Source organism: Variovorax sp. P1_H2, assembly GCF_056405295.1.
In genome coordinates this window covers 72,921-94,765 of the sequence record NZ_JBFUCJ010000003.1, presented here as the reverse complement: position 1 = coordinate 94,765, position 21,845 = coordinate 72,921, and the positions used below count along the sequence as shown (strand labels likewise).

At 67.1% G+C, this 21,845-nt stretch carries 18 protein-coding genes; 4 read left to right on the top strand and 14 right to left on the bottom strand.

From position 1 onward, the window contains the following. Nucleotides 1-2: 2 nt before the first annotated feature. The gene (locus AC1D2E_RS02340) at nt 3-782 is read right to left on the bottom strand and encodes a fimbrial biogenesis chaperone (RefSeq protein ID WP_478195897.1); all 780 of its coding nucleotides are present in this window, start codon (nt 780-782) and stop codon (nt 3-5) included. A 223-nt stretch (nt 783-1,005) separates the two neighbouring features. After that, complete coding sequence (locus AC1D2E_RS02335) at nt 1,006-1,539, bottom strand: fimbrial protein (RefSeq protein ID WP_478195896.1); 534 nt, start codon at nt 1,537-1,539, stop codon at nt 1,006-1,008. A gap of 332 nt (nt 1,540-1,871) precedes the next feature. On the opposite strand from AC1D2E_RS02335, the gene AC1D2E_RS02330 reads away from it, so the two are divergent. Beyond that, a complete protein-coding gene (locus AC1D2E_RS02330; RefSeq protein ID WP_478195895.1) occupies nt 1,872-2,351 on the top strand; it encodes a hypothetical protein in 480 nt (159 codons plus the stop codon). A 9-nt stretch (nt 2,352-2,360) separates the two neighbouring features. On the opposite strand, the gene AC1D2E_RS02325 is transcribed toward AC1D2E_RS02330, so the two are convergent. The 6 genes from AC1D2E_RS02325 to purL form a co-directional block, all read right to left on the bottom strand. Next, nucleotides 2,361-3,149, bottom strand: coding sequence for a fimbrial biogenesis chaperone (locus AC1D2E_RS02325; RefSeq protein ID WP_478195894.1), 789 nt, complete (start codon nt 3,147-3,149; stop codon nt 2,361-2,363). A 14-nt stretch (nt 3,150-3,163) separates the two neighbouring features. Continuing rightward, the gene (locus AC1D2E_RS02320; RefSeq protein WP_478195893.1) at nt 3,164-4,555 is read right to left on the bottom strand and encodes a fimbrial protein; all 1,392 of its coding nucleotides are present in this window, start codon (nt 4,553-4,555) and stop codon (nt 3,164-3,166) included. 31 nt (nt 4,556-4,586) lie between these two features. Beyond that, the gene (locus AC1D2E_RS02315; RefSeq protein ID WP_478195892.1) at nt 4,587-7,142 is read right to left on the bottom strand and encodes a fimbria/pilus outer membrane usher protein; all 2,556 of its coding nucleotides are present in this window, start codon (nt 7,140-7,142) and stop codon (nt 4,587-4,589) included. Between the two features lie 109 nt (nt 7,143-7,251). Further along, the gene (locus tag AC1D2E_RS02310; protein ID WP_478195891.1) at nt 7,252-7,992 is read right to left on the bottom strand and encodes a fimbrial biogenesis chaperone; all 741 of its coding nucleotides are present in this window, start codon (nt 7,990-7,992) and stop codon (nt 7,252-7,254) included. A gap of 59 nt (nt 7,993-8,051) precedes the next feature. Continuing rightward, nucleotides 8,052-8,582 (bottom strand): fimbrial protein, encoded by a 531-nt coding sequence (locus tag AC1D2E_RS02305; RefSeq protein WP_478195890.1) that lies wholly within the window; start codon nt 8,580-8,582, stop codon nt 8,052-8,054. 430 nt (nt 8,583-9,012) lie between these two features. Beyond that, on the bottom strand, nt 9,013-13,086 hold the full coding sequence (gene purL, locus AC1D2E_RS02300) for a phosphoribosylformylglycinamidine synthase (RefSeq protein ID WP_478195889.1): 4,074 nt from the start codon (nt 13,084-13,086) through the stop codon (nt 9,013-9,015). A 163-nt stretch (nt 13,087-13,249) separates the two neighbouring features. Between purL and map the strand changes: the two genes are divergently transcribed. After that, on the top strand, nt 13,250-14,074 hold the full coding sequence (gene map / locus AC1D2E_RS02295; RefSeq protein WP_478195888.1) for a type I methionyl aminopeptidase: 825 nt from the start codon (nt 13,250-13,252) through the stop codon (nt 14,072-14,074). A gap of 23 nt (nt 14,075-14,097) precedes the next feature. Beyond that, a complete protein-coding gene (locus tag AC1D2E_RS02290) occupies nt 14,098-16,686 on the top strand; it encodes a [protein-PII] uridylyltransferase (protein WP_478195925.1) in 2,589 nt (862 codons plus the stop codon). Here the strand turns inward: AC1D2E_RS02290 and AC1D2E_RS02285 are convergent. From AC1D2E_RS02285 to AC1D2E_RS02270, 4 genes are all read right to left on the bottom strand, one after another. Then, nucleotides 16,610-16,942, bottom strand: a complete 333-nt coding sequence (locus tag AC1D2E_RS02285) for a hypothetical protein (RefSeq protein WP_478195887.1) — start codon at nt 16,940-16,942, stop codon at nt 16,610-16,612. The two genes, AC1D2E_RS02290 and AC1D2E_RS02285, sit on opposite strands and share 77 nt — an antisense overlap. Before the next feature lie 208 nt (nt 16,943-17,150). Continuing rightward, on the bottom strand, nt 17,151-18,203 hold the full coding sequence (locus AC1D2E_RS02280; RefSeq protein ID WP_478195886.1) for an amino acid ABC transporter permease: 1,053 nt from the start codon (nt 18,201-18,203) through the stop codon (nt 17,151-17,153). After that, a complete protein-coding gene (locus tag AC1D2E_RS02275; protein WP_478195885.1) occupies nt 18,200-19,207 on the bottom strand; it encodes an amino acid ABC transporter permease in 1,008 nt (335 codons plus the stop codon). Before AC1D2E_RS02275 ends, AC1D2E_RS02280 begins: the two co-directional genes overlap by 4 nt. Before the next feature lie 64 nt (nt 19,208-19,271). Continuing rightward, a complete protein-coding gene (locus AC1D2E_RS02270; RefSeq protein ID WP_478195884.1) occupies nt 19,272-20,306 on the bottom strand; it encodes an amino acid ABC transporter substrate-binding protein in 1,035 nt (344 codons plus the stop codon). Between the two features lie 160 nt (nt 20,307-20,466). On the opposite strand from AC1D2E_RS02270, the gene AC1D2E_RS02265 reads away from it, so the two are divergent. Next, nucleotides 20,467-20,871 carry a DoxX family protein gene (locus AC1D2E_RS02265; RefSeq protein ID WP_478195883.1) on the top strand — a complete coding sequence of 135 codons (405 nt, stop codon included), beginning with the start codon at nt 20,467-20,469 and terminating at the stop codon, nt 20,869-20,871. Between the two features lies 1 nt (nt 20,872). Here the strand turns inward: AC1D2E_RS02265 and def are convergent, their stop codons facing one another. Together def and AC1D2E_RS02255 are read right to left on the bottom strand one after the other, a co-directional pair. Continuing rightward, the gene (gene def / locus AC1D2E_RS02260; protein WP_478195882.1) at nt 20,873-21,412 is read right to left on the bottom strand and encodes a peptide deformylase; all 540 of its coding nucleotides are present in this window, start codon (nt 21,410-21,412) and stop codon (nt 20,873-20,875) included. A gap of 48 nt (nt 21,413-21,460) precedes the next feature. Then, on the bottom strand, nt 21,461-21,733 hold the full coding sequence (locus tag AC1D2E_RS02255) for a hypothetical protein (protein WP_478195881.1): 273 nt from the start codon (nt 21,731-21,733) through the stop codon (nt 21,461-21,463). Between the last annotated feature and the right edge of the window lie 112 nt (nt 21,734-21,845).

The window sequence follows — 21,845 nt, the reverse complement described above, 5'->3', positions numbered from 1 at the left end:
TCTCACGGCTTGGCGGCGTCCGCGGGCGGCGCGACCAGTTCGGCCTTCACGGCCACGGGCTCGGTGCCCGCAGGCACCTTGACCGCCTCCCGGGGCGATTCGCCGCCGTAGTCATTGAGCGTGGTGTATGAGACCTCGATCGCCTGCGGCGTCTTGACGGCATCGAGCGGATACGACATCTCGCCGAACGGCGGCACCATGTCGGCATTGATCTCCTGCTGGCCGCCGTTGATCGTCAGACCGGTGAAGGTCACGTGATAGGCCGAGTCATTGCCGATCCTGAGCACAGCGCCCTGGCCACCCTCGCCCGCGCTCACAGCCCACTTGAGATGCGTGCGGGCGTCCCACGGCTTGCCGGGCAGGTTCGCGGGCCGGTAGAACAGCTTGATGCGGGTGCGCACCGCGATCTGCAGCGTGTTCTCTTTGGTGTCGGCCTTCTCGGGGATCTCCTTGACGTTGAGCCGAAAGACCGACTCGCGGTCGGCCGGCAGCCCGCCGCCCACGCGCATGATCCGCAGGATGTTTTCCATGCCCGGGTCGAGGCGCGACAACGGCGGCGTCACGAGCAGCGGGGTCTTGGTGTTGCCTTCGCCGGCGTCGATCCAGGTCTGGACCACGTAGGGCGAGGCACCGGTGTTCTTCACCGGAATGGAGGCTTCGCGATCCTTCTCGCCGAGGATCACGCGCGTGCCGCCCAGCATCACGCCGGCGCTGGCCGGCCACTGGAGGCTGAGCATCAGCAACGCGCCGATGGCCCACCGAAAGCAGTTCTTGTTGTGCATCACAATATTCCTCGGCGCGCATCGAGCGCGCAGGGCACGCAGGCCCAAGCACGACGGCGCCTCGATATCGATGCGTCATCGAGAAAACAGAAAACTTTGGGAAAGTCCGACACCGACCGGAGGCGCGCAGCCTCCGGCACAGCGCCGGACCTTGGTGAACATCACGCGGCAGCTCGAAGCGCCAAGCGCCCCTGCCAGCCGCGGATACTGCGGACCGGTCTACTTACTTGTAGTTGACCGTGAACTGCGAAACAGCGTTGGCCGTACCGACCGTCACCGCGGCCAGGGTCTGCACGTACACAGCCTGGAACTTGAGCGGGTTGTCGCCGACAACGAGGGTGTACTCGCCCGATTCCGAACCGAGGCCGATCTTGGTGCCGGCGGAGTCACCCAGCTCGATGGCAACGCCGGTGGCGGCAGCGCCAGCCACTTCACCCACGCCGATGCGCAGGTCGTCGGTCACGTTGGCGTCCGGCGTGCCGGTGAAGGTCACGGTGGCGCCCTTGGCGGTGGCGCCGCAGTTCAGCAGTTCGATGTTGAACTTGGCCGGGGTCGCTTTCTTGCCCAGGGCGGTGAAGTAGTCGCGCGCGACATTGCCGAGCGGCACGGTCATGTTCTGGCTGGCGGGCGAGATCGAGCAAGGCGTGTCGACGATCTGGCCGTTGAAATTGATCGTGCCGTCAGCGGCGAAAGCACCTTGCGACAACACACCGGCGAAAGCGATAGCTGCGAGCTTGGCGATATTGGATTTCTTCATGTTTCTTCCTGAGTATTTATAAAATTACGTAGTGATTAACCCCTGTATGGGGCGAATCGAACTTTAGTACCCATTCAGCCCAATAAAACGACCGCGCTTTAAATCCGGAATTGACCAAAGTCGAATTGGGAAATTTCACTCAGCGAAAACGGAAATTGCTCGCACCCGGTCATCAACCAAGGTGATCCGGTGTAAAAAACCGCACACCTATTCCGAGGTGTCACGCGAAACAGAAACGGAAAGGCATTTCGGCAGGGGTACCCAGGCCTGTCGCTCTGCAGCAACCGTACACATTTCACACAAACGTTTCAGATTACGTATAGAGTAACTAGATGAAACAATTTGTCGATCGATGGCCGTGTCGGCTGTTGCGGCGCCGGTTTCAAAAGGAGCTCGATATGACCCGACTTAGCGCGGTTTCCTCTCGGCTGGCAGTGCTCGCCGCTTGCTCGATCTGTGCGCTTCCTGCTGTTTCCCGCGCCGCCGATGGCACCATCACCTTCTTGGGCGCGATCGTCGAGCCCCCCTATGAGGTTCGGGTGACTGCCGCGGCGCCTTCCTCCACGTACGCCACTTCCATTTCGAAGCCGGAGGCAGAAATCAGTTTCTCGAGCAGCGGCAACCTGAGTGCGAGCGTGCACGCCGACGGCCTGGGCCCATTGCCCGTCGCCGTCCGTTGCACCGGAGCGACACCGATGCCCGCGGGTGGCTGCCATCTTGGCCCTCGGGGCGGTGCACTTTCGATCGCCGCGATGCCCACCGCCACAGCCGGTGTGGCGCGTGGCGCCATCTTGACCGTTGCCTACGACTGAGGCTTCGAACTAGCGCAAGGGAGCCGATTTGATCGACCGCCTTTGGACGATGGCGTTGCCCTCGTCGTCGATCAGCGTGAAGGCGATCTCCGCGTCTCCCGCCGCGTTGGCCGGGGGCTTGAGGTCCACGTCGAGGCTGCCGAAGGGGGCCACCATCAGCGCCTCCACCTGCTCGGCCGCCGGCGCGTTCGCATACTGGACCGCGGCGATCGATGCGTAATAGGGCGTCGGGTTGTCGATCTTGAGCGCGGGCCGCCCGGGCTCGGCCTGAAGCGACAACACGAGCTTGTCGGCCACCTCGCCGGCCGCCATCGGCAAGCCTTGGGGCCGCAGGAAGACCTTCATCTGGGTTCGGACCGCCACGGTCAGGGTCGCGCTGTCCGGCGGCAGATCGAGCGGCCGGGGCGGGATCTCGTAGAGGTTGAGCCAGAACAGCGACTCGCGATCCTTGGCCAGCGGCGCCCCCGTGTAGAGCAGCCGCAGGCTCAGCTGGTCGCCGGCGTTCATGCGGAAGATCGGCGGCAGCGGAATGACCGGCGCGGTGGAGTTCTCGGGCGCCGAATTCAGCTCCCCATCGTCCACCCAGGCCTCGACCACCACCGGGTAGGTGTTGAGGTTGACCAGTTGCAGCGATTGCTCCCTCGCATCGGGCGGGAAGATCACGCGGGTCGACTCGGCCATCACGCCGGCCATGGCCTGGGCCGCGGCCAGCACAAGGACCGACACCAGAAGGCCGGCACCGGCGAACGCCCTCGCGCGACCTCGGGGAGAGAACAACTTGGCGCTGCGGACCGTCATGAGAAACAAGCTTCCTATTGAATGCGAATCACGACTTGGGCGCGCGCGTTGAGCCGGCCCGGCGTCACGCTGCGGCCGGGAATCTTCGTCAGGGTCGCGTTCAGGCGCTTGGTGTAAGAGGTGATGCCGCCCGTCACGCCCGTGCTGCTGGCGCTCTGCAGCACCGGGTACCAGCCCGCGGCGGTGCCGCCTCCCGTCACCTGGTCATTGCCGAGGAAGTTGAGGGGCGTGCCATCGGCCTGCGTGAGCGCGACGCCGACTCCGCCGGCCACTCCGGCCTGGCCGTAGTCGTCGGACAGCAGGAAGGTGACACCGCTGCCACCGGTGGTCAGGCCCTGGGCGACGGCGCTCTGGTAGTTGGCGGCCGGCACCAGGACCCCCATCGCGGTGCGCCCGGCCTCCGTGCCGCTCGCGAAGGCGGTGAGTCCGGTGTTGGCGGGCGCGCCGGTCTGGCACTGGAACGAGATGTCGACCGGGAGTTGGCGGTTGGCGCCACTGTCGAGTTCGGCGACGCTGATGACCGGGAACTGGACGTTCGGCGTCACGTTGCTCACCGAGCAGGTCGCCGAGCGGTGCACGGTGAGCCGGTTGTAGAGATTGATGGCACCCGGCCAGGCGCCGTACCAGCCGGAGTAGTAGGACAGGGAATCCTGGCCCACACTCAAACCGCTCGACTGCCCTCCGCCCTTGAACGCGATGTAGGCGGCGGGTTGGGAGTTCGTGTAGTTGCCGGAGGTGTTCCACCCCCCGGCGGTGGCCTCGTTGCTGACCCGCAAGAGCTCGACACGGACGTCGCTGAAATTCTTGGCCTTCACCAGGATCTTGCCTTGTCCGTCCTTGTCCAGGTTCGTCAGTTGCCGCGCCTGCCAATTTCGCAGGAAGTAGTTGCCGCTCGCCGAGTGGGTCACGCGGATCAGCATGCCGTTGAAGGAGGTTCGATACGCCCCCGGCAAGCCGAAGGCAACGCCGTCCTCGTGCATGCCCCCCCAGGTGGAATCGCCATTGGTCGCGTAGAACTCGAAGAGGCTTCCCTCGTCCGTCGCATCGCAACGGAACAGCACCTGGTCCGCCGTGTACGCCTCGAGCCCCAGCGTGAGGATGCTGGCGCTGCCGCTGGCCAGCAGGGTGCCGTCAGGCTGGAAGGTGCTGGTGTTGATATTCACCGATGCCGGCACCCCGCTGGCGCCCGCGGTGTCGGTCGCGCCGGTCCAGGTGTTGTGCGTGCCCAAGGCCGGATCCACGTAGTAGACCGAGGTCGTCGGATACGTGGTGGCCGGCGCATAGCTGATCCGCGTGCAGGTGGCCCAGGCCTGCGCCGGCACACCCGCCAGGGCGGCAGCGAGCACGGCCCAGGCCGGCAGCGATCGCGGCAGGCGCAGGGTGGTGAAGAAACGGCGAAAAGACATCGTGGGTTCCGGGTGCGAGGATACGTTGCGTTCAGGGGCCGACCGGCCGGCAGGTGGCGTCGAACCTGTAGAGCACTTCTTCAGCGGCCTGCTCGCTGAGCTGGAAGGGAATTTCGCAGCGCTCGGCTGGCGAATCGCCCCATTTGACGGTCAGCCGGCCCTCGCGATCGGCCACCCGCGCGTAGACCTGGCCGCCCTGCCCCACCATGCCGATGCTGGCGCCGTCGCTGCCATACACCGTGGCACCCAACGGAAGCTGCTTGCCATCGTCCATCGCCGCGCGCACCAGCAAGGCATGGCCGGTCCGGGTGGCGAATTTCAGGCGGACCACGGCGCCGGCCGAAGGCGCAACGCGCTGCTGGCTTCCGTCCAGCTCGGCGTTGCGGTTGATGCCTTGCGAATCGAGCGCCACGTCGTTGTAGCGGTATGGCGAGAGCGAGGGAACGATCGCGAAGCCGGCGCCGTCGACCCGGGCTCCCAGCCCGTTGCGCACGCCGGCCCCGCTCGCGCCCTGGGCCTCGACCAGGCCGAAGGTGTCGCTCACGTAGGGCCCGAAGGTCAGGCCGCCCGCATGCACGACCGCCGCCCCGCGGGCGCTGGCCCCCGCCTGCCAGAAGCCCTGGCCCTGTGAAACACTGGCGCCGACGGTCGCGACCGGCAACCGCTTCTGCAGGTTGCCGCTCACGTTGGTGACGCCATCCGGCGTCTCGTGGCCGGCGCTCACGCCGTAGCTGAGTGTCTGCGCTTCGTCCGCCATGCCGGCCACCGAGGTCTGGTAGCTGGTGCCGCCGTCGCTGCGCCGCGCCACCGAGGCCGAGGCCGATGCGGCCCGCGGCCCTGTGCCCAACGGGACGGAGACCGTGAACATCACGATGTTGGCCATCGTGGCGTTCTGGGCCGGGCCGCCCAGCGGCTGCGAGGAGCCCAGGCCGAACAACGCGCCGGTGCGCTGCCGTCCGATGCTCACGCCATAGCTGACGGCACGGTAGCTGTTGTTGTAGCTGAACTGGAACTGCGTGTCGCGGCCCTTGTTGTCGCCGTGATAGTCGCTGACGCCCGCCGTCAGGAACAGCTGGCCGTAGTTGCCGAGGCTCTGGCTGACGTTGGCGACGATCTGGTTGCGCAGCTGGAAGGTGCTCGACTGCCAGACCTGTCCGCTGTCATGGGCGCTGAGCGAACCGAGCGCATCGGCCATCTCGCGGAATCCGCCGGTCGAGTAGCGGTAGCCCGCGAGAGCGAAGTTGGTGCCCGTGGGCTGGAAGGACTGGCTGTAGGTCAGCTCCGTGCGCCAGCCGGTCAGGTTGCTCCCGCCGGCCGGGTCCTTGGCGATCGAGTAGGTCGCATTGGCGCCGAGCGCGCCGATCGGCGTTCCCGTCACGACACCGGCCAGCAGCGCCTGGTAGTCGCCGGCCGCGCGGACGCCTGCGTTCGCGGTCAGCGAATTGGTGAGACCGCGCTGGTACGTCAGTTCGCCGAAGGCGGCCCGGCTGTCGGCCACGTTGCGCACGCGGCCTACCGTGGCGGCATAGCGCGAAGCACCCGGGCGCATCGAATCCGGCACTGCGGAGAAAGGCACCGTGAAGCTCGACACGCGGCCATCGGCCTCCGTGAGGATGACCTGCAGGTCGCCCTGGAAGCTGGTCGGGTACAGGTCGTCGATGACGAAAGGCCCGGGTGCGACCGTGGTCTGGTAGATCTCGTTGTTGCCCTGGCGCACCACCACCCGCGCGTTGGTCGAGGCGATGCCACGCACCACCGGGGCGAAGCCGCGTTGGGAATCCGGCAGCATGCGCTCGTCGGTGGCCAGCTGGGCACCTTCGAAGCCGACCGAACTGAACAGCGTGCCGCTGGTATAGCTCTGGCCGATGGTGAGTTCGCTGTCGAGCGAAGGCAAGGCGCGCTGCGCGTAGGCCCGGATCGAGTTCCAGTGGCCCCCGCCATAGCCCGGCCCGTTCTGGTAGTTGTAGCTCGACTGCTGGCGAAAGCGCCACATCCCCGCGTTGGCGCCGAAATTCATGCCGAGGTACGTGGATTCGCTGGTACTGCCGGCGTTGCTGGCGCGAAAGTAATTGGTGTCGTAGTTGAAGAAGCCCACGGGCACGCCCGGGTCGAGGTCGGCCTTGTCGACCGCGCCACGCACCGCGCGCTTCATCAGCGCTTGCGGGATCGACAGGTCCAGCCGCAGGCGCGGCAGGTCGAAGGCCGCGCGCGCGCCCGCGATGCGCTGGCCCAGCGGCAGGCAGACGGCACCGGAGGCGTCCTGGGCAGCACCCGGCTCGACGCCGTCGGACGAAATGTTGCTGGCGAGCACGCCGGCGCCGACCAGGAACGAGCTTTCCAGGCAGGGAACGACCTCCTTGCCAACGGCGCGGAACTCGACGGCCTTTCGGCTGCGAAAGGCGCCATTGACGAAAACGTCGACCTGGTAGACGCCCGGATCGATCGCGCTGGCTTTGTTGAAGCGCTCGAGACCACCGGCCCCGAGCGAGGACCCCATCAGGAATCCGCTGTCGAATTGATAAGTCGGCGCTTCATCGGCCGGAGCGGCCTGCAGGCGGGCCGAGAAAAGGGCGATGCCGATGACCACTGCGGAGCGCTTTGTCGACCTGTGAACGCGTCGCACCCGGCATTCGAAGAAACGCGCTTGCGCTTGCCTTGCAGCATCCACCGATTGAAGCCCTCTTTTTTTTTGGAGTCTATCGACGCGCGGCCAAAGGCAATTCCCCCTTGTTTTCGCCGCCGTAGTCGTTGACAAATTTGAATGTGATGCTGCGACCCGCCGATGCCAGGTTGGCGTTGCTCTTGATGCGCCAGTCGAAGGTGGCTTTCGGCGCGATCATGTCGGGTGCGAGGACGATGTCCTCTCCCGCCCCGGTGATCCTCGCGTCGATCAGCGAGATATGAAAGGCCGAGTCGTTGGTGGCGGTGATCTTCCATTCCGCGCCATCGCGCTCCACGCTGAAGCGCAGCTTGTCGGTGGCGCGTTCGGGGTCTCCGGCGATTCCGGTCGGACGGTAAAAAAGTTTGACCCGGTTGCGCAGCAGCAACAGCATCTTGTTGCGCTCCGCATCGGCCGTATTCATCGCCGGAATTTGCACCGTGTTGATGAAGAAGACCGATTCGCGGTCCTGCGGCAAATCCTTGCCCGTGAAGATGAGCCGGGCGGTCTGCCCGGACTTGGGCTCGATGCGAAAGACCGGCGGCGTGACCACGAAGGGTGCATCCGCGGTCTCGGGCGTCGAGTCGGCATTGCCGCTGTCTATCCAGATCTGGACCACGCTGGGCGCATCGTCCTGGTTGGTGAACTGGATGCTGCGCTCCTTGGCGCCGCCCGGGTAGATCACCCGGGTACCGGTCATGACGACGCTCGCGAGCGAGGGAATCGCACAGCCGAGAACGGCCAGAAACACCAACAGACACCGCACGCTCTTCAACATCGATTTCTCCTCGTTGGCCGGTCACGCGCTGACTGAGACCGCGATGATGCCAGGGTCATTTACGGGTAGGCAACCGAATACTGGACGGCACCGATGACCGTGCCGGCCGTGGCGGCAGCGCCTTCGGCGAAGTAGCGAACCGCAAAGTTGTGCGAGGCCGACGTTTCATTGGCGGCCACTTGCAGGCCCGGCGCCGCATAGCCGCCGGTCAGGGGAAATGCCGCCGCGGGAGCCGCCGGATCCAGCAGTTGCAGGCTGACATTCGTGGCCGTGCCGGTGTTGGCGATATTGCCGCCGACGGTGGCGTTGTTCGGCAGGAAGACCGTGCTGACCGCTTGCGGCGTCACGCTGGCGGTGCAACCACTCACCGAGACCGTGAATTCGGTCTGGCCGGCCGTCGAACCTGCCGCGCCGAGATCCGAGGTGCTGACCGTGGGCAGCAGCACGACCGGGCTGCTGGCATTGCCGTTCACCGCGACCGAGCAGGTCTGCTCGGCGACTTCACCGCGGAAAGTGATCGTATTGGCGCTTTGCGCGAACGAGAAAAATGGAACTGCGGCGAGGGCGGCGAAAAGGATGGACTTGTTCATGATGAATACCTTGTGAATGTAAATAGGTTGATTTCTTTGATGGCTTTATTATCCAATTGCCATCGATTTACTGCCAGGGAAAAATCCACACATTCCGAACAATCGTTCAATTGCAGACTTTTCTCGAATTTCAACTCGAATCGCAGCGCTTGGTCAATTGCATTGATCAATTTGAAAACAGGTTAATATTAATAAGAATTCACCACTATTGACATGAGAATGGTCTGAAACTCCACCAACGACTGGCGCAGCGAATCACCCGCGCGAGCCCGCAGGCGCGGTTAGACCCGCCGGGCCTCGCGGTCCGACGAACAACGGTTGCTTGGGGCTGGAGGCGCGCGCGCCGACCCGCGGGCCGCCTGGACGGCCGGGGCTGGTTATCGATCTACCGGAACTCCCGCGCCGCGGGAGTCGACGCGCAGCGAGGGGCTCAGCCCACCCACTTGCGCGCGTTGCGCCAGATCCGCATCCACGGGCTGAGATCGCTCGGATTGCCCGAGGTCCAGCTCATCTGGATGTTGCGGAACACCCGCTCAGGATGCGGCATCAGCGCCGTGAAACGGCCATCGGCGGTGGTCACCGAGGTCAGGCCGCCGGCGCTGCCGTTGGGATTGAACGGGTAGCGCTCGGTCGCTTCGCCGTGGTTGTCGACGAAGCGCATCGCGGCGATGGCCTTCGCGGGGTCGCCGCGGTGCTTGAAGTTGGCATAGCCCTCGCCGTGCGCGACCGCGATCGGCAGGCGGCTGCCGGCCAGGCCGGCGAAGAACAGGCTCGGCGAATCGAGCACCTCGACCATCGACAGCCGGGCCTCGAAGCGCTCGCTCTGGTTGGTCGTGAAGCGGGGCCAGGCTTCGGCGCCCGGAATGATGTCGGCCAGCTCGGCGAACATCTGGCAACCGTTGCAGACGCCCAGGCCGAAGGTATCGGCGCGGCCGAAGAAGCCCTTGAACTGCTCGGCCAGCTTCGGATTGAAGGTGATGCTGCGGGCCCAGCCGATGCCGGCGCCCAGCGTGTCGCCATAGCTGAAGCCACCGCAGGCGACCACGCCCTTGAAGTCGGCCAGGTCCGCCCTGCCGGTCTGCAGGTCGGTCATGTGGACGTCGAAGGCCTCGAAACCCGCCTCGGTGAAGGCGTAGGCCATCTCGACATGCGAGTTGACGCCCTGCTCCCGCAGGATCGCGACCTTCGGCTTGGCCAGGTTCAGGAAGGGCGCAGCCACGTTGTCGGTCGCGCCCGGTGCCAGCAGCACATGCGCGCCCGGGTCTTGCGGGTCGCCGGCCGCGGCATGCTCGGCATCGGCGCAGTCGGGGTTGTCGCGCTCGCGGCAGATCTTCCAGCTGACGGCATCCCAGACCTGGTGCAGGTCGGCGAGCGCGGCGCTGAAGACCGCCTTGGCGTCGCGCCAGACCTCGATCTTGCCCTTGCCGGCATCCATGGTCGAGCCGGCCGGCCGGGTCTTGCCGACGAAATGGCTGTGGGCGCTGAGGCCGTGGGCGCGAAGGGTCTGCATGACCTCGTTGCGCTCGGCGGTGCGCACTTGCAGCAGCAGGCCCAGTTCCTCGTTGAAGAGCGCCTTGAGCGTGAGTTCTTCGCGCCGCGCGCTGACCTGGCCAGCCCAGTTCTTGGCATCGCCGTATTCGGCGCGGCTGTCGCTGATGCCGTCGCCCTCGGTGACCAGCAGGTCGACGTTGAGAGCGACGCCGACATGGCCGGCAAAGGCCATTTCGCAGGCCGCGGCGAACAGGCCGCCATCGCTGCGGTCGTGCAGCGCGAGGATCCTGCCCTCGGCGCGCAGCGCATTGACGGCGGCGACCAGCTTCACCAGGTCCTGCGGATCGTCGAGGTCGGGCACCGTGTCGCCGCTTTGCCCCAGCGTCTGCGCCAGGATGCTGCCGGCCATGCGATGCTTGCCGCGGCCCAGGTCGACCAGCACCAGCGTGCTGTCGGGCTCGTCGGCGTCGAGCTGCGGCGTCAGCGTGCCGCGGACGTCGGCCAGCGTCGCGAAGGCGGTGACGATCAGACTCACGGGCGACGTGACCTTCTTCGCCTCGCCGCCCTCCTGCCACTGGGTGCGCATCGACAGCGAATCCTTGCCCACCGGAATCGAGATGCCGAGCGCCGGACAGAGTTCGAGGCCGACGGCCTTGACGGTCTCGTACAGCGCCGCATCCTCGCCGGGTTCGCCGCAGGCGGCCATCCAGTTGGCCGACAGCTTGACCCGCGACAGTTCGATCGGCGCCGCCAGCAGGTTGGTGATGGCTTCGGCGACCGCCATCCGGCCCGAGGCCGGCGCGTCGAGCGCGGCCAGCGGCGTGCGTTCGCCCAGGCTCATCGCCTCGCCGGCGAAGCCGCGGTAATCGGCCAGCGTGACCGCGCAGTCGGCCACCGGCACTTGCCAGGGGCCGACCATCTGGTCGCGGTGGCTTAAGGCCCCCACGCTGCGGTCGCCGATGGTGATCAGGAAGCGTTTCGAGGCCACGGTCGGATGCGACAGCACCTCGATCGCGGCCTTCTGCAGGTCGACGCCCGTGAGGTCCAGGGGCTTGAAGCGGCGCGCCACGGTCTTGACGTCGCGCAGCATCTTGGGCGGCTTGCCCAGCAGCACGTCCATCGGCATGTCGACCGGCTGCGCCTCGGCGCCTTCATCGGCCACCAGCAACTGGCGCTCTTCGGTCGCCACGCCGACGACGGAGAACGGGCAGCGCTCGCGCTCGCAGAAGGCGCGGAACTGCGCCAGCGACTCGGGCGCGATCGCCAGCACATAGCGCTCCTGGCTCTCGTTGCACCAGATCTCCTTCGGCGCCATGCCCGACTCCTCGAGCGGCACCGCCCCCAGGTCGAAGCGCGCACCGCGGCCGGCGTCGTTGGTCAGCTCGGGGAAGGCGTTGCTCAAGCCACCGGCGCCGACGTCGTGGATCGCCAGGATCGGGTTGGCGTCGCCCTGCTGCCAGCAATGGTTGATGACTTCCTGCGCCCGGCGCTCGATCTCGGGGTTGCCGCGCTGGACCGAGTCGAAGTCGAGTTCGGCCGCGTTGGCGCCGGTCGCCATCGAACTCGCGGCGCTGCCGCCCATGCCGATGCGCATGCCCGGCCCGCCGAGCTGGATCAGCAGCGCGCCGGCCGGGAAGCGGATCTTCCGGGTCTGGCCGGCATCGATGCTGCCGAGGCCGCCGGCGATCATGATCGGCTTGTGATAGCCGCGCTGCACCGTGCCCTGGTCGCTGTCGATCGCCTGTTCGTATTCGCGGAAGTAGCCCAGCAGGTTGGGCCGGCCGAACTCGTTGTTGAAGGCGGCGCCGCCGAGCGGGCCCTCGGTCATGATCTGCAGCGGGCTCGCGATATGGCCGGGCTTGCCGTAGCTGCCGTCGGCCGGCCACAGCTTCGACACCGTGAAGCCGGTCAGGCCAGCCTTCGGCTTGGAGCCCCGGCCGGTGGCGCCCTCGTCGCGGATCTCGCCGCCGGCGCCGGTGGAGGCGCCCGGGAACGGCGAGATCGCGGTCGGATGGTTGTGGGTCTCGACTTTCATGAGCACGTGGCTCAGCGCTTCCTGCTTGCGGTAGCTGCCCGATTCGGACGCCGCCACGAAACGCTCGATCCGCGTGCCTTCCATGACCGAGGCGTTGTCGGCATAGGCGACCACCGTGTGCTGCGGATTCAGGCGCTCGGTGTTGCGGATCATCGAGAACAGGCTCTGCGGCTGCGCCGCGCCGTCGATCACGAAGTCGGCGTTGAAGATCTTGTGGCGGCAGTGCTCGCTGTTGGCCTGCGCGAACATCATGAGTTCGACGTCGCTCGGGTTGCGCCCGAGCCGGGTGAAGGCCTCGACCAGGTAGTCGATCTCGTCCTCGGCCAGCGCCAGGCCGAAGCGCTTGTTGGCATCCACCAGTGCGGTGCGCCCGCCCCCGAGCACGTCGACCTGCGCCATCGGCTGCGGCGGCAATTCGGCGAACAGCTCGGCCGCCTGGTCGATCCGGCCCAGCACCGATTCGGTCATGCGGTCGTGCAGCAGGGCGGCCACCGCGGCCAGCTTGTCGCCTTCCAGGGCGGGGGCCTTGCCCAGCAGCGGCGCCTTGAGCACCAGGTGGTATTCGGTCACCCGCTCGACCCGGCGCAGCGCCAGGCCGCAGTTGTGGGCGATGTCGGTGGCCTTGGAGGCCCAGGGCGACACGGTGCCGAGCCGCGGCGTGACGATCACGGTCGGCCCGGCCTTGGCCGGCGCCACGAAGGGCTCGCCGTAGCCCAGCAAGGCGGCGAAGCGCTCTTTCGCGACGCTGTCGAGGGCATCGTCGGTGACCACGAGATGGACGAAACGGGCGCTCAGGCCCTCGATCCGCGGCTCGACGGCCTGCAGGCGAGGCAGCAGCTGCCGGGCCCGGAAATCGCTGAGGGCGCTGCCGCCCTCGAAGAAGCTCACCACGGGGGCGGCATGGACAGCACGATGGGAAGGCGGGTTCACGGGCAGCGTCACGTTCGGGTCGGCCGCAAGGGCCGCGTTGGGATTCATGAGAATGAGGCAGCGGCCGCTGACTGGGGCCATCCGCGCTAACCCTGAATTTTAGGCCACCGCCGGGCCGCCCCCAAGGTGGCCGCCAACCCCTCGGGGGTCGCGAGGACACGAAGTGCCGAGCTCGGGGCGAATTTTGCCCTCGGATGGGATAATTCCGGCCATGAGCATTACCTACAAAGACACCGAGGGCGTGGCCGGCATGCGCGTGGCGTGCCGACTCGCCTCCGAGGTGCTGGACTTCCTGACGCCCCACATCCTGCCCGGCGCGACCACCAACCAGATCGACAAGCTCGCCCACGACTACATCACCCAGGTGCAGGGCGCCATTCCGGCGCCGCTCAACTACATGGGCGCCAGCAGCACGCCCTACCCCAAGTCGATCTGCACCTCGGTCAACCACGTGGTCTGCCACGGCATCCCGAACGACAAGCCGCTCAAGAAGGGCGACATCATCAACTGCGACATCACCGTCATCAAGGACGGCTGGCACGGCGACACCAGCCGGATGTTCGTGGTCGGCGACGCCTCGATCGCGGCCAAGCGGCTGTGCGCCTTCACCTATGACGCCATGTGGCACGGCATCGTCAAGGTCAAGCCGGGCGCTCGCCTGGGCGACATCGGCTTCGCGATCCAGCGCTTCGCCGAGAGCAACGGCTTCTCGGTGGTGCGCGAGTTCTGCGGCCACGGCATCGGCCGCGGCTTCCACGAGGAACCCCAGGTGCTGCACTACGGCCGGCCCGGCACGCTCGAGGAGCTCAAGCCCGGCATGACCTTCACGATCGAGCCGATGATCAATGCCGGCAAGCGCGAGATCAAGGAAGACGCCAAGGGCGGCCAGTACGACGGCTGGACCATCGTCACCCGCGACCACTCCCTGTCGGCCCAATGGGAACATACGGTGCTGGTCACCGAGATTGGCTACGAGGTGCTCACGCTCTCTGCGGGCAGCCCGCCGCCGCCGGCTTTCGTCGCCGCCGCGGCTTGAAGCGGCCGCTTCTCCGGGCGCCGATCGTGGACATCACATCGCTGCGCGACGCCTATCGCACGCACAAGCTGGCGCTGTTCGACCAGCTGCGCAGCGCGCGTGCCCCCACGCGCAGCGTCCACACCGTGCTGCGGCAACTGGCGGCGCTGGCCGACGAGACCCTCGGTGCGCTCTGGCAGGACGCCGGCTTCGGCCAGCAGCTGGCGCTGGTGGCGGTCGGCGGTTTCGGGCGCGGCGAGCTGTTTCCCTATTCCGATGTCGACGTCCTGCTGCTGCTGCCCGAGGGCGACGGCACGGACATCGAGCCCGCTCGTCTCGAGGCTTTCATCGGCCGCTGCTGGGACGCCGGCCTGGAGATCGGCTCCAGCGTGCGCACGGTCGCCGAATGCCTGGGCGAGGCGGCCAAGGACGTCACGGTCCAAACGTCGCTGCTCGAAGCCCGGCTGGTGATCGGCGACAAGAAGCTCTACACCGCCTTCCGCAAGCGTTTCTTCGCGGCCATCGACCCGCAGGCCTTCTTTGCGGCCAAGTCGCAGGAGATGCGGCACCGCCACCAGAAGTTCGACAACACGCCGTACGCGCTCGAGCCGAACTGCAAGGAATCCCCGGGCGGCCTGCGCGACCTCCAGACCATCCTCTGGATGACCAAGGCCGCGGGTTTCGGCAACCGCTGGGACGACCTGGCGAAGAACGGCCTGGCAACCGCCTTCGAGATTCAGCAGATCAAGCGCAACGAGGCGCTGCTGGGCCTGATCCGTGCCCGCCTCCACGTCACCGCCAACCGGCGCGAGGACCGGCTGGTGTTCGACCTGCAGACCGCGGTGGCCGCCACTTTCGGTTATGTCGGCGAGTCGCGGCGCTTGGCCAGCGAGGCGCTGATGCGGCGCTACTACTGGGCCGCCAAGGCGGTCACCCAGCTGAACCAGATCCTGCTCCTCAACATCGCCGAGAAGCTGCAGCCGCAGGCCGATCAGCCGACCCCGATCAACGAGCGCTTCTACGAGAAGGGCGGCCTGATCGAGGTCGCGAGCGACGATCTCTACCTGAAGGATCCGCACGCGATCCTCGAGACCTTCCTGCTCTACCAGAAGACCATCGGCGTCAACGGCCTGTCGGCGCGCACGCTGCGCGCGCTCTACAACGCGCGCCACGTCATGGACAGCAAGTTCCGCAACGACCCCGTGAACCACGCGACCTTCATGCGGATGCTGCTGGAGCCGCGCGGCATCACGCACGCGCTGCGGCTGATGAACCAGACCTCGGTGCTGGGGCGCTACCTGCGCGTCTTCCGCAGCATCGTGGGCCAGATGCAGCATGACCTGTTCCATGTCTACACGGTCGACCAGCACATCCTGATGGTGCTGCGCAACGTGCGCCGCTTCTTCATCGCCGAGCATGCGCACGAATACCCCTTCTGTTCGCAGCTCGCGGCCGGCTGGGACAAGCCCTGGATCCTCTACATCGCGGCGCTGTTCCACGACATCGCCAAGGGCCGCGGCGGCGACCATTCGACGCTGGGTGCGCGCGATGTGCGGCGCTTCTGCCGCCAGCACGAGATCTCGCGCGAGGACGCCAAGCTGATCGAGTTCCTGGTCGCCGAGCACCTCGTGATGAGCCAGGTGGCGCAGAAGCAGGACCTGAGCGACCCCGAGGTGATCGGTGCCTTCGCCCGACGCGTCGGCAACGAGCGCTATCTCACGGCCCTGTACCTGCTGACCATCGCCGACATCCGCGGCACCTCGCCACGGGTCTGGAATGCCTGGAAAGGCAAGCTGCTGGAGGACCTGTACCGGCTGAGTTCGCGGGTCCTGGGCGGCCGCATGCCCGACCCGGGCGCCGAGATCGAGGCCCGCAAGCGCGAGGCGCTGGTCCTGCTGGCGCTGCATGCCGAGCCCTTCGAGGCCCACAAGTCGCTGTGGGAAACGCTCGATGTCGGCTATTTCATGCGCCACGACGGTTCGGAGATCGCCTGGCACGCCAAGCAGCTGTCGCGCCACGTGCCGCATGCCGGCGTGCCGATCGATCCGCTCACGCCGCCGATCGTGCGGGCCCGCCTGTCGCCGGTCGGCGAAGGGCTGCAGGTGGTGGTCTACACGCCCGACCAGCCCGACCTGTTCGTGCGCATCTGCGGCTATTTCGACCACTCGTCCTTCAGCATCCTGGACGCCAAGGTGCACACCGCGAGCAACGGCTTCGCGCTCGACACCTTCCAGGTCGTGACCACTTTCGTTCCCGAGCACTACCGCGACCTGATCAGCATGGTCGAGACCGGCCTGGCCAAGACGCTCAGCGAGGCCGGTCCGCTGCCGGCACCGAGCAAGGGCCGGGTCTCGCGCCGGGTGCGCAGCTTCCCGATCAAGCCGCGCGTCAGCCTGCTGCCCGACGAGAAGGCGCAGCGCTGGCTGCTCAGCATCTCGGCCAGCGACCGCGCGGGGCTGCTCTATTCGGTGGCGCGCGTGCTGGCGCGCCACCACCTGAACCTGCAGTTGGCCAAGGTCACGACCCTGGGCGAGCGCGTCGAGGACACCTTCCTGATCAGCGGGCCTGAGCTGCAGGGGCAGCGGGCGCAGCTGGCGATCGAGACGGAGCTGCTCGAAGCCTTGGCCGCTTGACCGGCGGCAGCAGATCGAGCATCACGGTCGTCTCGATCGGCACGCTGCTGCGCAGCACCCGCAGCCACTGCGTCAGCAGGTAGGCGAACTGGCCGGCATCGATGCGCAGCGAGCCCAGCGCGGCGACATCGTGGTCGATCCTGACCTGGCCGGCTTCGAAGCTGATCGCCAAGGCGTTGTGGCGCTCCACTTGCAACTGGTAGTCGGGGCTGACGCGGGCCCTGGTGGCGAACTCGATCGCCATTTCGCAGGCCATGGCATCGCGAAGGTTTCGATCGAGAAACAGCGCCAGCAAGTAGGCGAGACGCCGTCCGGCCGACTCTGCGCTGGATCGAAGCCCAGGTGGGGTCCGCCACATCCGTATCGCACTCATGGCCGCAGTGTGCGGCGTCGCTCGCACCTTGAACAGGGTTCGAGCCCACCCCATCGCCGTGAAACATCCCCGCGCCGCGCTGGGCTTCTCTCTAACCGGCGGCGAGCCTTCGCTCGAGCCATGCGCTGTAACGCGACAGTCCGAAGCACAGCACCCAGTACACCGCGGCGATGAACAGGTAGCCCTCGAGGTAGAACGGCCGCCAGGTCGGATCGCCGCCGAGCGCGAGGCCGAGCGCGCCGGTCAGCTCGAACAGGCCCACCACGGTCACCAGCGAGGTGTCCTTCAGGGTGCCGACCACGTTGTTGGTCAGCGCCGGCACCACCAGCCGCAGCGCCTGCGGCAGCACGATGTCGCGCTGCACCGGCCAGCGGCCGAAGCCCAGCGCCATCGCCGCATCGATCTGACCGTGCGGCACCGCCTGCAGACCGCCGCGGATGATCTCGGCCAGGTAGGCGGCGACGAACATCGACAAGCCCGCCAGCACGCGCAGCAGCACGTCGGGCTGCCAGCCCGCGGGCCACAGCAAGGGCAGCAGGAACGAAGCCATGAAGAGCACCGAGATCAGCGGAACGCCGCGCACCAGCTCGATATAGGTGGCGCAGAGCGTCCGGACCACGGGCCACTGCGAGCGCCTGCCGAGCGCGAGCACCAGCGCCAGCGGAAAGGCCAGCGCCAGGCCGACCACCGCCAGGCCGATGGTCAGCGGCAGGCCGCCCCAGCGATTGGTGGCGACCGCCTCGAGCCCCAGGACGCCGCCGCGCATCAGCACCACGAACAGGCCCAGAGACACGACCCACAGCGGCAGCAGCCACCAGCGCCAGCTGCGCGGCCAGGCGCTCAGCAGCGTGGTCAGCGACAGCAGCGTGACCGCGACCGCCGGTCGCCACTGGTCCTCGTAGGGATAGCGGCCGAACAGGATGGGCCGCCATTTCTCGGCGATCACGCCCCAGCAGGCGCCATGGGGCACGGCGCGGCAAGCCTGCGCATCCGGACGGAACACGGCCTGCAGGACGGCCCACTCCAGGGCATGGAAGCCGGCCCAGGCGAACAGCAGCAGCAGCGCCAGGGTGAAGGCGGCGCGCAGCGGCGAACCCCACAGCTCCTTGCGCCAGGCGGTCGTCGACCGCGCCACGCCGCTCATCGCCAGCCCCTGAGCGCGACGCGCGTGTTGTAGCGGTTCATGGCCCACGAGATCGCGAGCGAGAGCCCGAGGTACAAGGCCATGATCACCGCGATGCACTCGAAGGCGCGGCCGGTCGAGTTGAGCGAGGTGTTGGCGACCGAGACCAGTTCCGGGTAGCCCACGGCCACCGCCAGCGAGGAGTTCTTGGTCAGGCTCAGCAACTGGTTGGTGAGTGCCGGGACGATCACGCGCAGTGCCTGCGGCAGCACCACGATGCGCAACTGCTGCCATCCCGTGAGGCCGAGCGCCTGGGCCGCCAGCTTCTGGCCCTGAGCGACGGAAGCGATGCCGGCGCGCACGATCTCGGCGACGAAGGAAGCCGTGTACAGCGCGAGCGCGATCACCACCGCCAGGTATTCGGGGCTCAGCGCCGCGCCGCCGCTGACGTTGAAGCCGCCGCGCTCCGGCCATTCGAGCCGGTTGGGCCAGAAGGCGCCCTCTTCCCGCACCGGCCAGGGCAGCGAGAGCCCGCCCTTGCTGAGCCAGACATCCGGCAGCAGTTCGAGCGGCTCGGTCGAATCGGGCAGCAACTGGGTCAGCGCGAAGTACAGCATCAGCAGCTGAACCAGCAGCGGCACGTTGCGCAGCGTCTGGACATAGGCGCCGCAGAGGCCGCGCACCAGCACGTGCGGCGCCATTCGTCCGATGCCGATCAGCGTGCCGAGCGCGACCGCGATCGCCGCGGCCGGCACCGCCGCCCGCACGGTGTTGATCAGGCCGGCGAGAAAGGCGCGCCAGAAGGGCTGGCCGGCATCGAAATCGAGCCAGCCTTCGGAGATCTCGAAGCCGGCCGGCTGCAGCAGGAAATCGAAGCCCGAATGCACGCCGCGGCTGCGCAGCGTTTCGAGCGCATGGAGGACCAGCCAGATGACGCCGAACGCGATCGCCGCGATCAGCAGGGCCTGCAGGGCCCAGGCCAGCCAGACGGCACGGCGCCGCCCGGGCGGCCGTGCGGCGCTCACAGGACAAGCTCCGTGTTCGGCACCGCGGTGCGAGCTTGCTTGGGAGCGGCCCGGCGCGCAGCGCTCACCGCACCGGCAATCCGTACATCAGTCCGCCCTTGTTCCAGAGGTTGTTCGAGCCGCGCGGCAGCTTGAGCACCGACTTCGGCCCGACGTTGCGCTCGAACACTTCGCCATAGTTGCCCACTGCCTTGATCGCGCGGTACGACCAGTCCTTGTCGAGGCCCAGCAGCTTGCCAAGATCGTCGCCGCTGCCGACCAGGCGCTGCTGCGCCGGGTCCTTGCTGCTGGCCTTGAGCTCGTCGATGTTGGCCTGGGTGATGCCGAACTCCTCGGCCTCGATCAACGCGTTGGGCACCCACTTGGCGATCGCGAACCACTCGTCGTCGCCGCGGCGCACCAGCGGCGCCAGCGGCTCCTTGGAGATCAGCTCGGGCAGGATCACGTAGTCGTCGGGGTTCGGCGCCTCCTTGTTGCGCAGGCCCGCAAGCGCCGAGGTGTCGGTCGTGAAGGCCTGGCAGCGGCCCGCGAAGAAGGCCTTGAACGAGGCCTCGAAGCTCTCGAACACCACCGTCTTGACCGGGATGTTCTGGGCCTTGAACCAGTCGGCGACGTTCTTTTCGTTGGTGGTGCCCGCCTGGGTGCAGATGGTAGCGTTCTTGAGTTGCTTGGCGCTGGTCACCTTGATCTTCTTCGGCACCAGGAAGCCTTGGCCATCGTAGTAGGTGATGGTCGTGAAGTGGAAGCCCAGCGAGGCATCGCGGGTCATCGTCCAGGTGGTGTTGCGCGCCAGGATGTCGATCTCGCCGGCCTGCAGCGCCGAGAAGCGCTGCTGCGAATTGAGCGGCACGAACTCGACCTTCTTGCTGTCGCCGAGCACGGCGGCGGCGATGGCGCGGCAGGTGTCGACGTCCAGGCCCGACCAGTTGCCCTGCGTGTCGGGCGCCGAAAAGCCGGCCACGCCATTGGTCACGCCGCACTTGACGGTCCCACGCTGCTTGACGGCGTCGAGCGTCTTGCCGGCCAGGGCCGGGACGGCAGCGAAAGCCAGGGCGGTGGCGGCGAAGGCGGCGAGCGCCGGGCGGATGCGTGAATTCATGCGGTGATCCTCTTCTTCTGTCTTCGAAATGACGGCAGCGGGCAGTTTACGGGGCGGCGCGCAACTCTGCCAAAGAACCGCTCGTCAGGCGCACATTCCCGAAAACGACTTTCTGATCGACCACAATCGCGCCTGTTTCAAACAATGAAAGGTATCTCAAATGATCCGTTCCGATGACACCGGCAAGTTCGTCCTGCGACTGGCCCTGGGCATCCTGATCCTGCTCCATGGCATTTCCAAGCTCAGCAACGGCGTCGGCTTCGTCGCCAGCATGCTGAGCGCGAACGGTCTCCCTGGCGCGCTCGCCTACCTGGTCTACGTCGGCGAGATCCTGGCGCCGGTGCTGCTGATCGCCGGCATCTACACGCGCCCTGCCGCCTGGATCACGGTCATCAACATGCTGGTCGCGATCTGGCTCGTGCACATCAAGGATTTCTGGGTCATCGGCAAGACCGGCGGCTGGGCCCTGGAACTGCAAGGCATGTTCCTGTTCGCCGCGCTCGCCGTGGCCTTCCTGGGCGCCGGCCGCTTCAGCGTCGGCGGCACCAGCGGCAAGTACAACTGACTCAGTCGTCTTCGCCGGCATCGAGGCCTGGAAACAGGACCTCGGTGAAACCGAAACGCGAGAAATCGCGCATCCGCATCGGATACAGCTTGCCCAGCAAGTGGTCGACCTCGTGCTGGACCACGCGGGCATGGAATCCGCTCACGGTGCGATCGATCGGATCGCCATAGGGATCGAAGCCGGTGTAGCGGATGTTGGCGAAGCGCGGCACCACGCCGCGCAGGCCCGGCACCGACAGGCAGCCTTCCCAGCCCTCCTCTTCCTCGTCGCCGATCGGCGTGACGACGGGATTCAAGAGCACCGTGCGCGGCACGACCGGCGCATCCGGGTAGCGCGGGTTCACCGCGTCGGTGCCGAAGATAACGAGTTGCAGGTCGACGCCGATCTGCGGCGCCGCGAGGCCGGCGCCATTGACCGTGTGCATGGTCTCGAACATGTCGCGCACCAGCAGGTGCAGTTCGTCGGTGTCGAAGGCGGCGACCGGCTGTGCGATGCGCAGCAGCCGGGGGTCGCCCATCTTGAGGATTTCGCGGAGGGCCATCGCGGGATTATCGTGGCGGCCGGGATCCGAGGACGCGCCGGGTCGGCCCTATCGGCGACCGTAAACGCCGGCGCGGCCGTAATAGCCGGGACGGCCGTAATACCCTGGACGACCGTGGTAGCCCCCGTGGCCGTAGTAGCCGGGCCAGCCGTTGTAGCGGTAGCCGCCGTAGTAGGCCGGGCGCCCCCAGTAGCCTCCCCAGCCGTAGTAGCCGCCCCCGCCGTAGCCGGCCCCGATGTACAGCGATGGCGACACGACAACCGGACCCGGCTCGACGTAGTACGGGTAGGCCGCGCCGGTGTAGTAAGGCCCAGGCACCACGCAGCCGCCCAGCAGGACGGTAACGCCCCCGGCGATGACGGCCGACACAGAACGAAATCGCTTCATCCGGACCTCCTGAGCAATCTGGCGTTTCAACGGCCGCCGAGCTCGG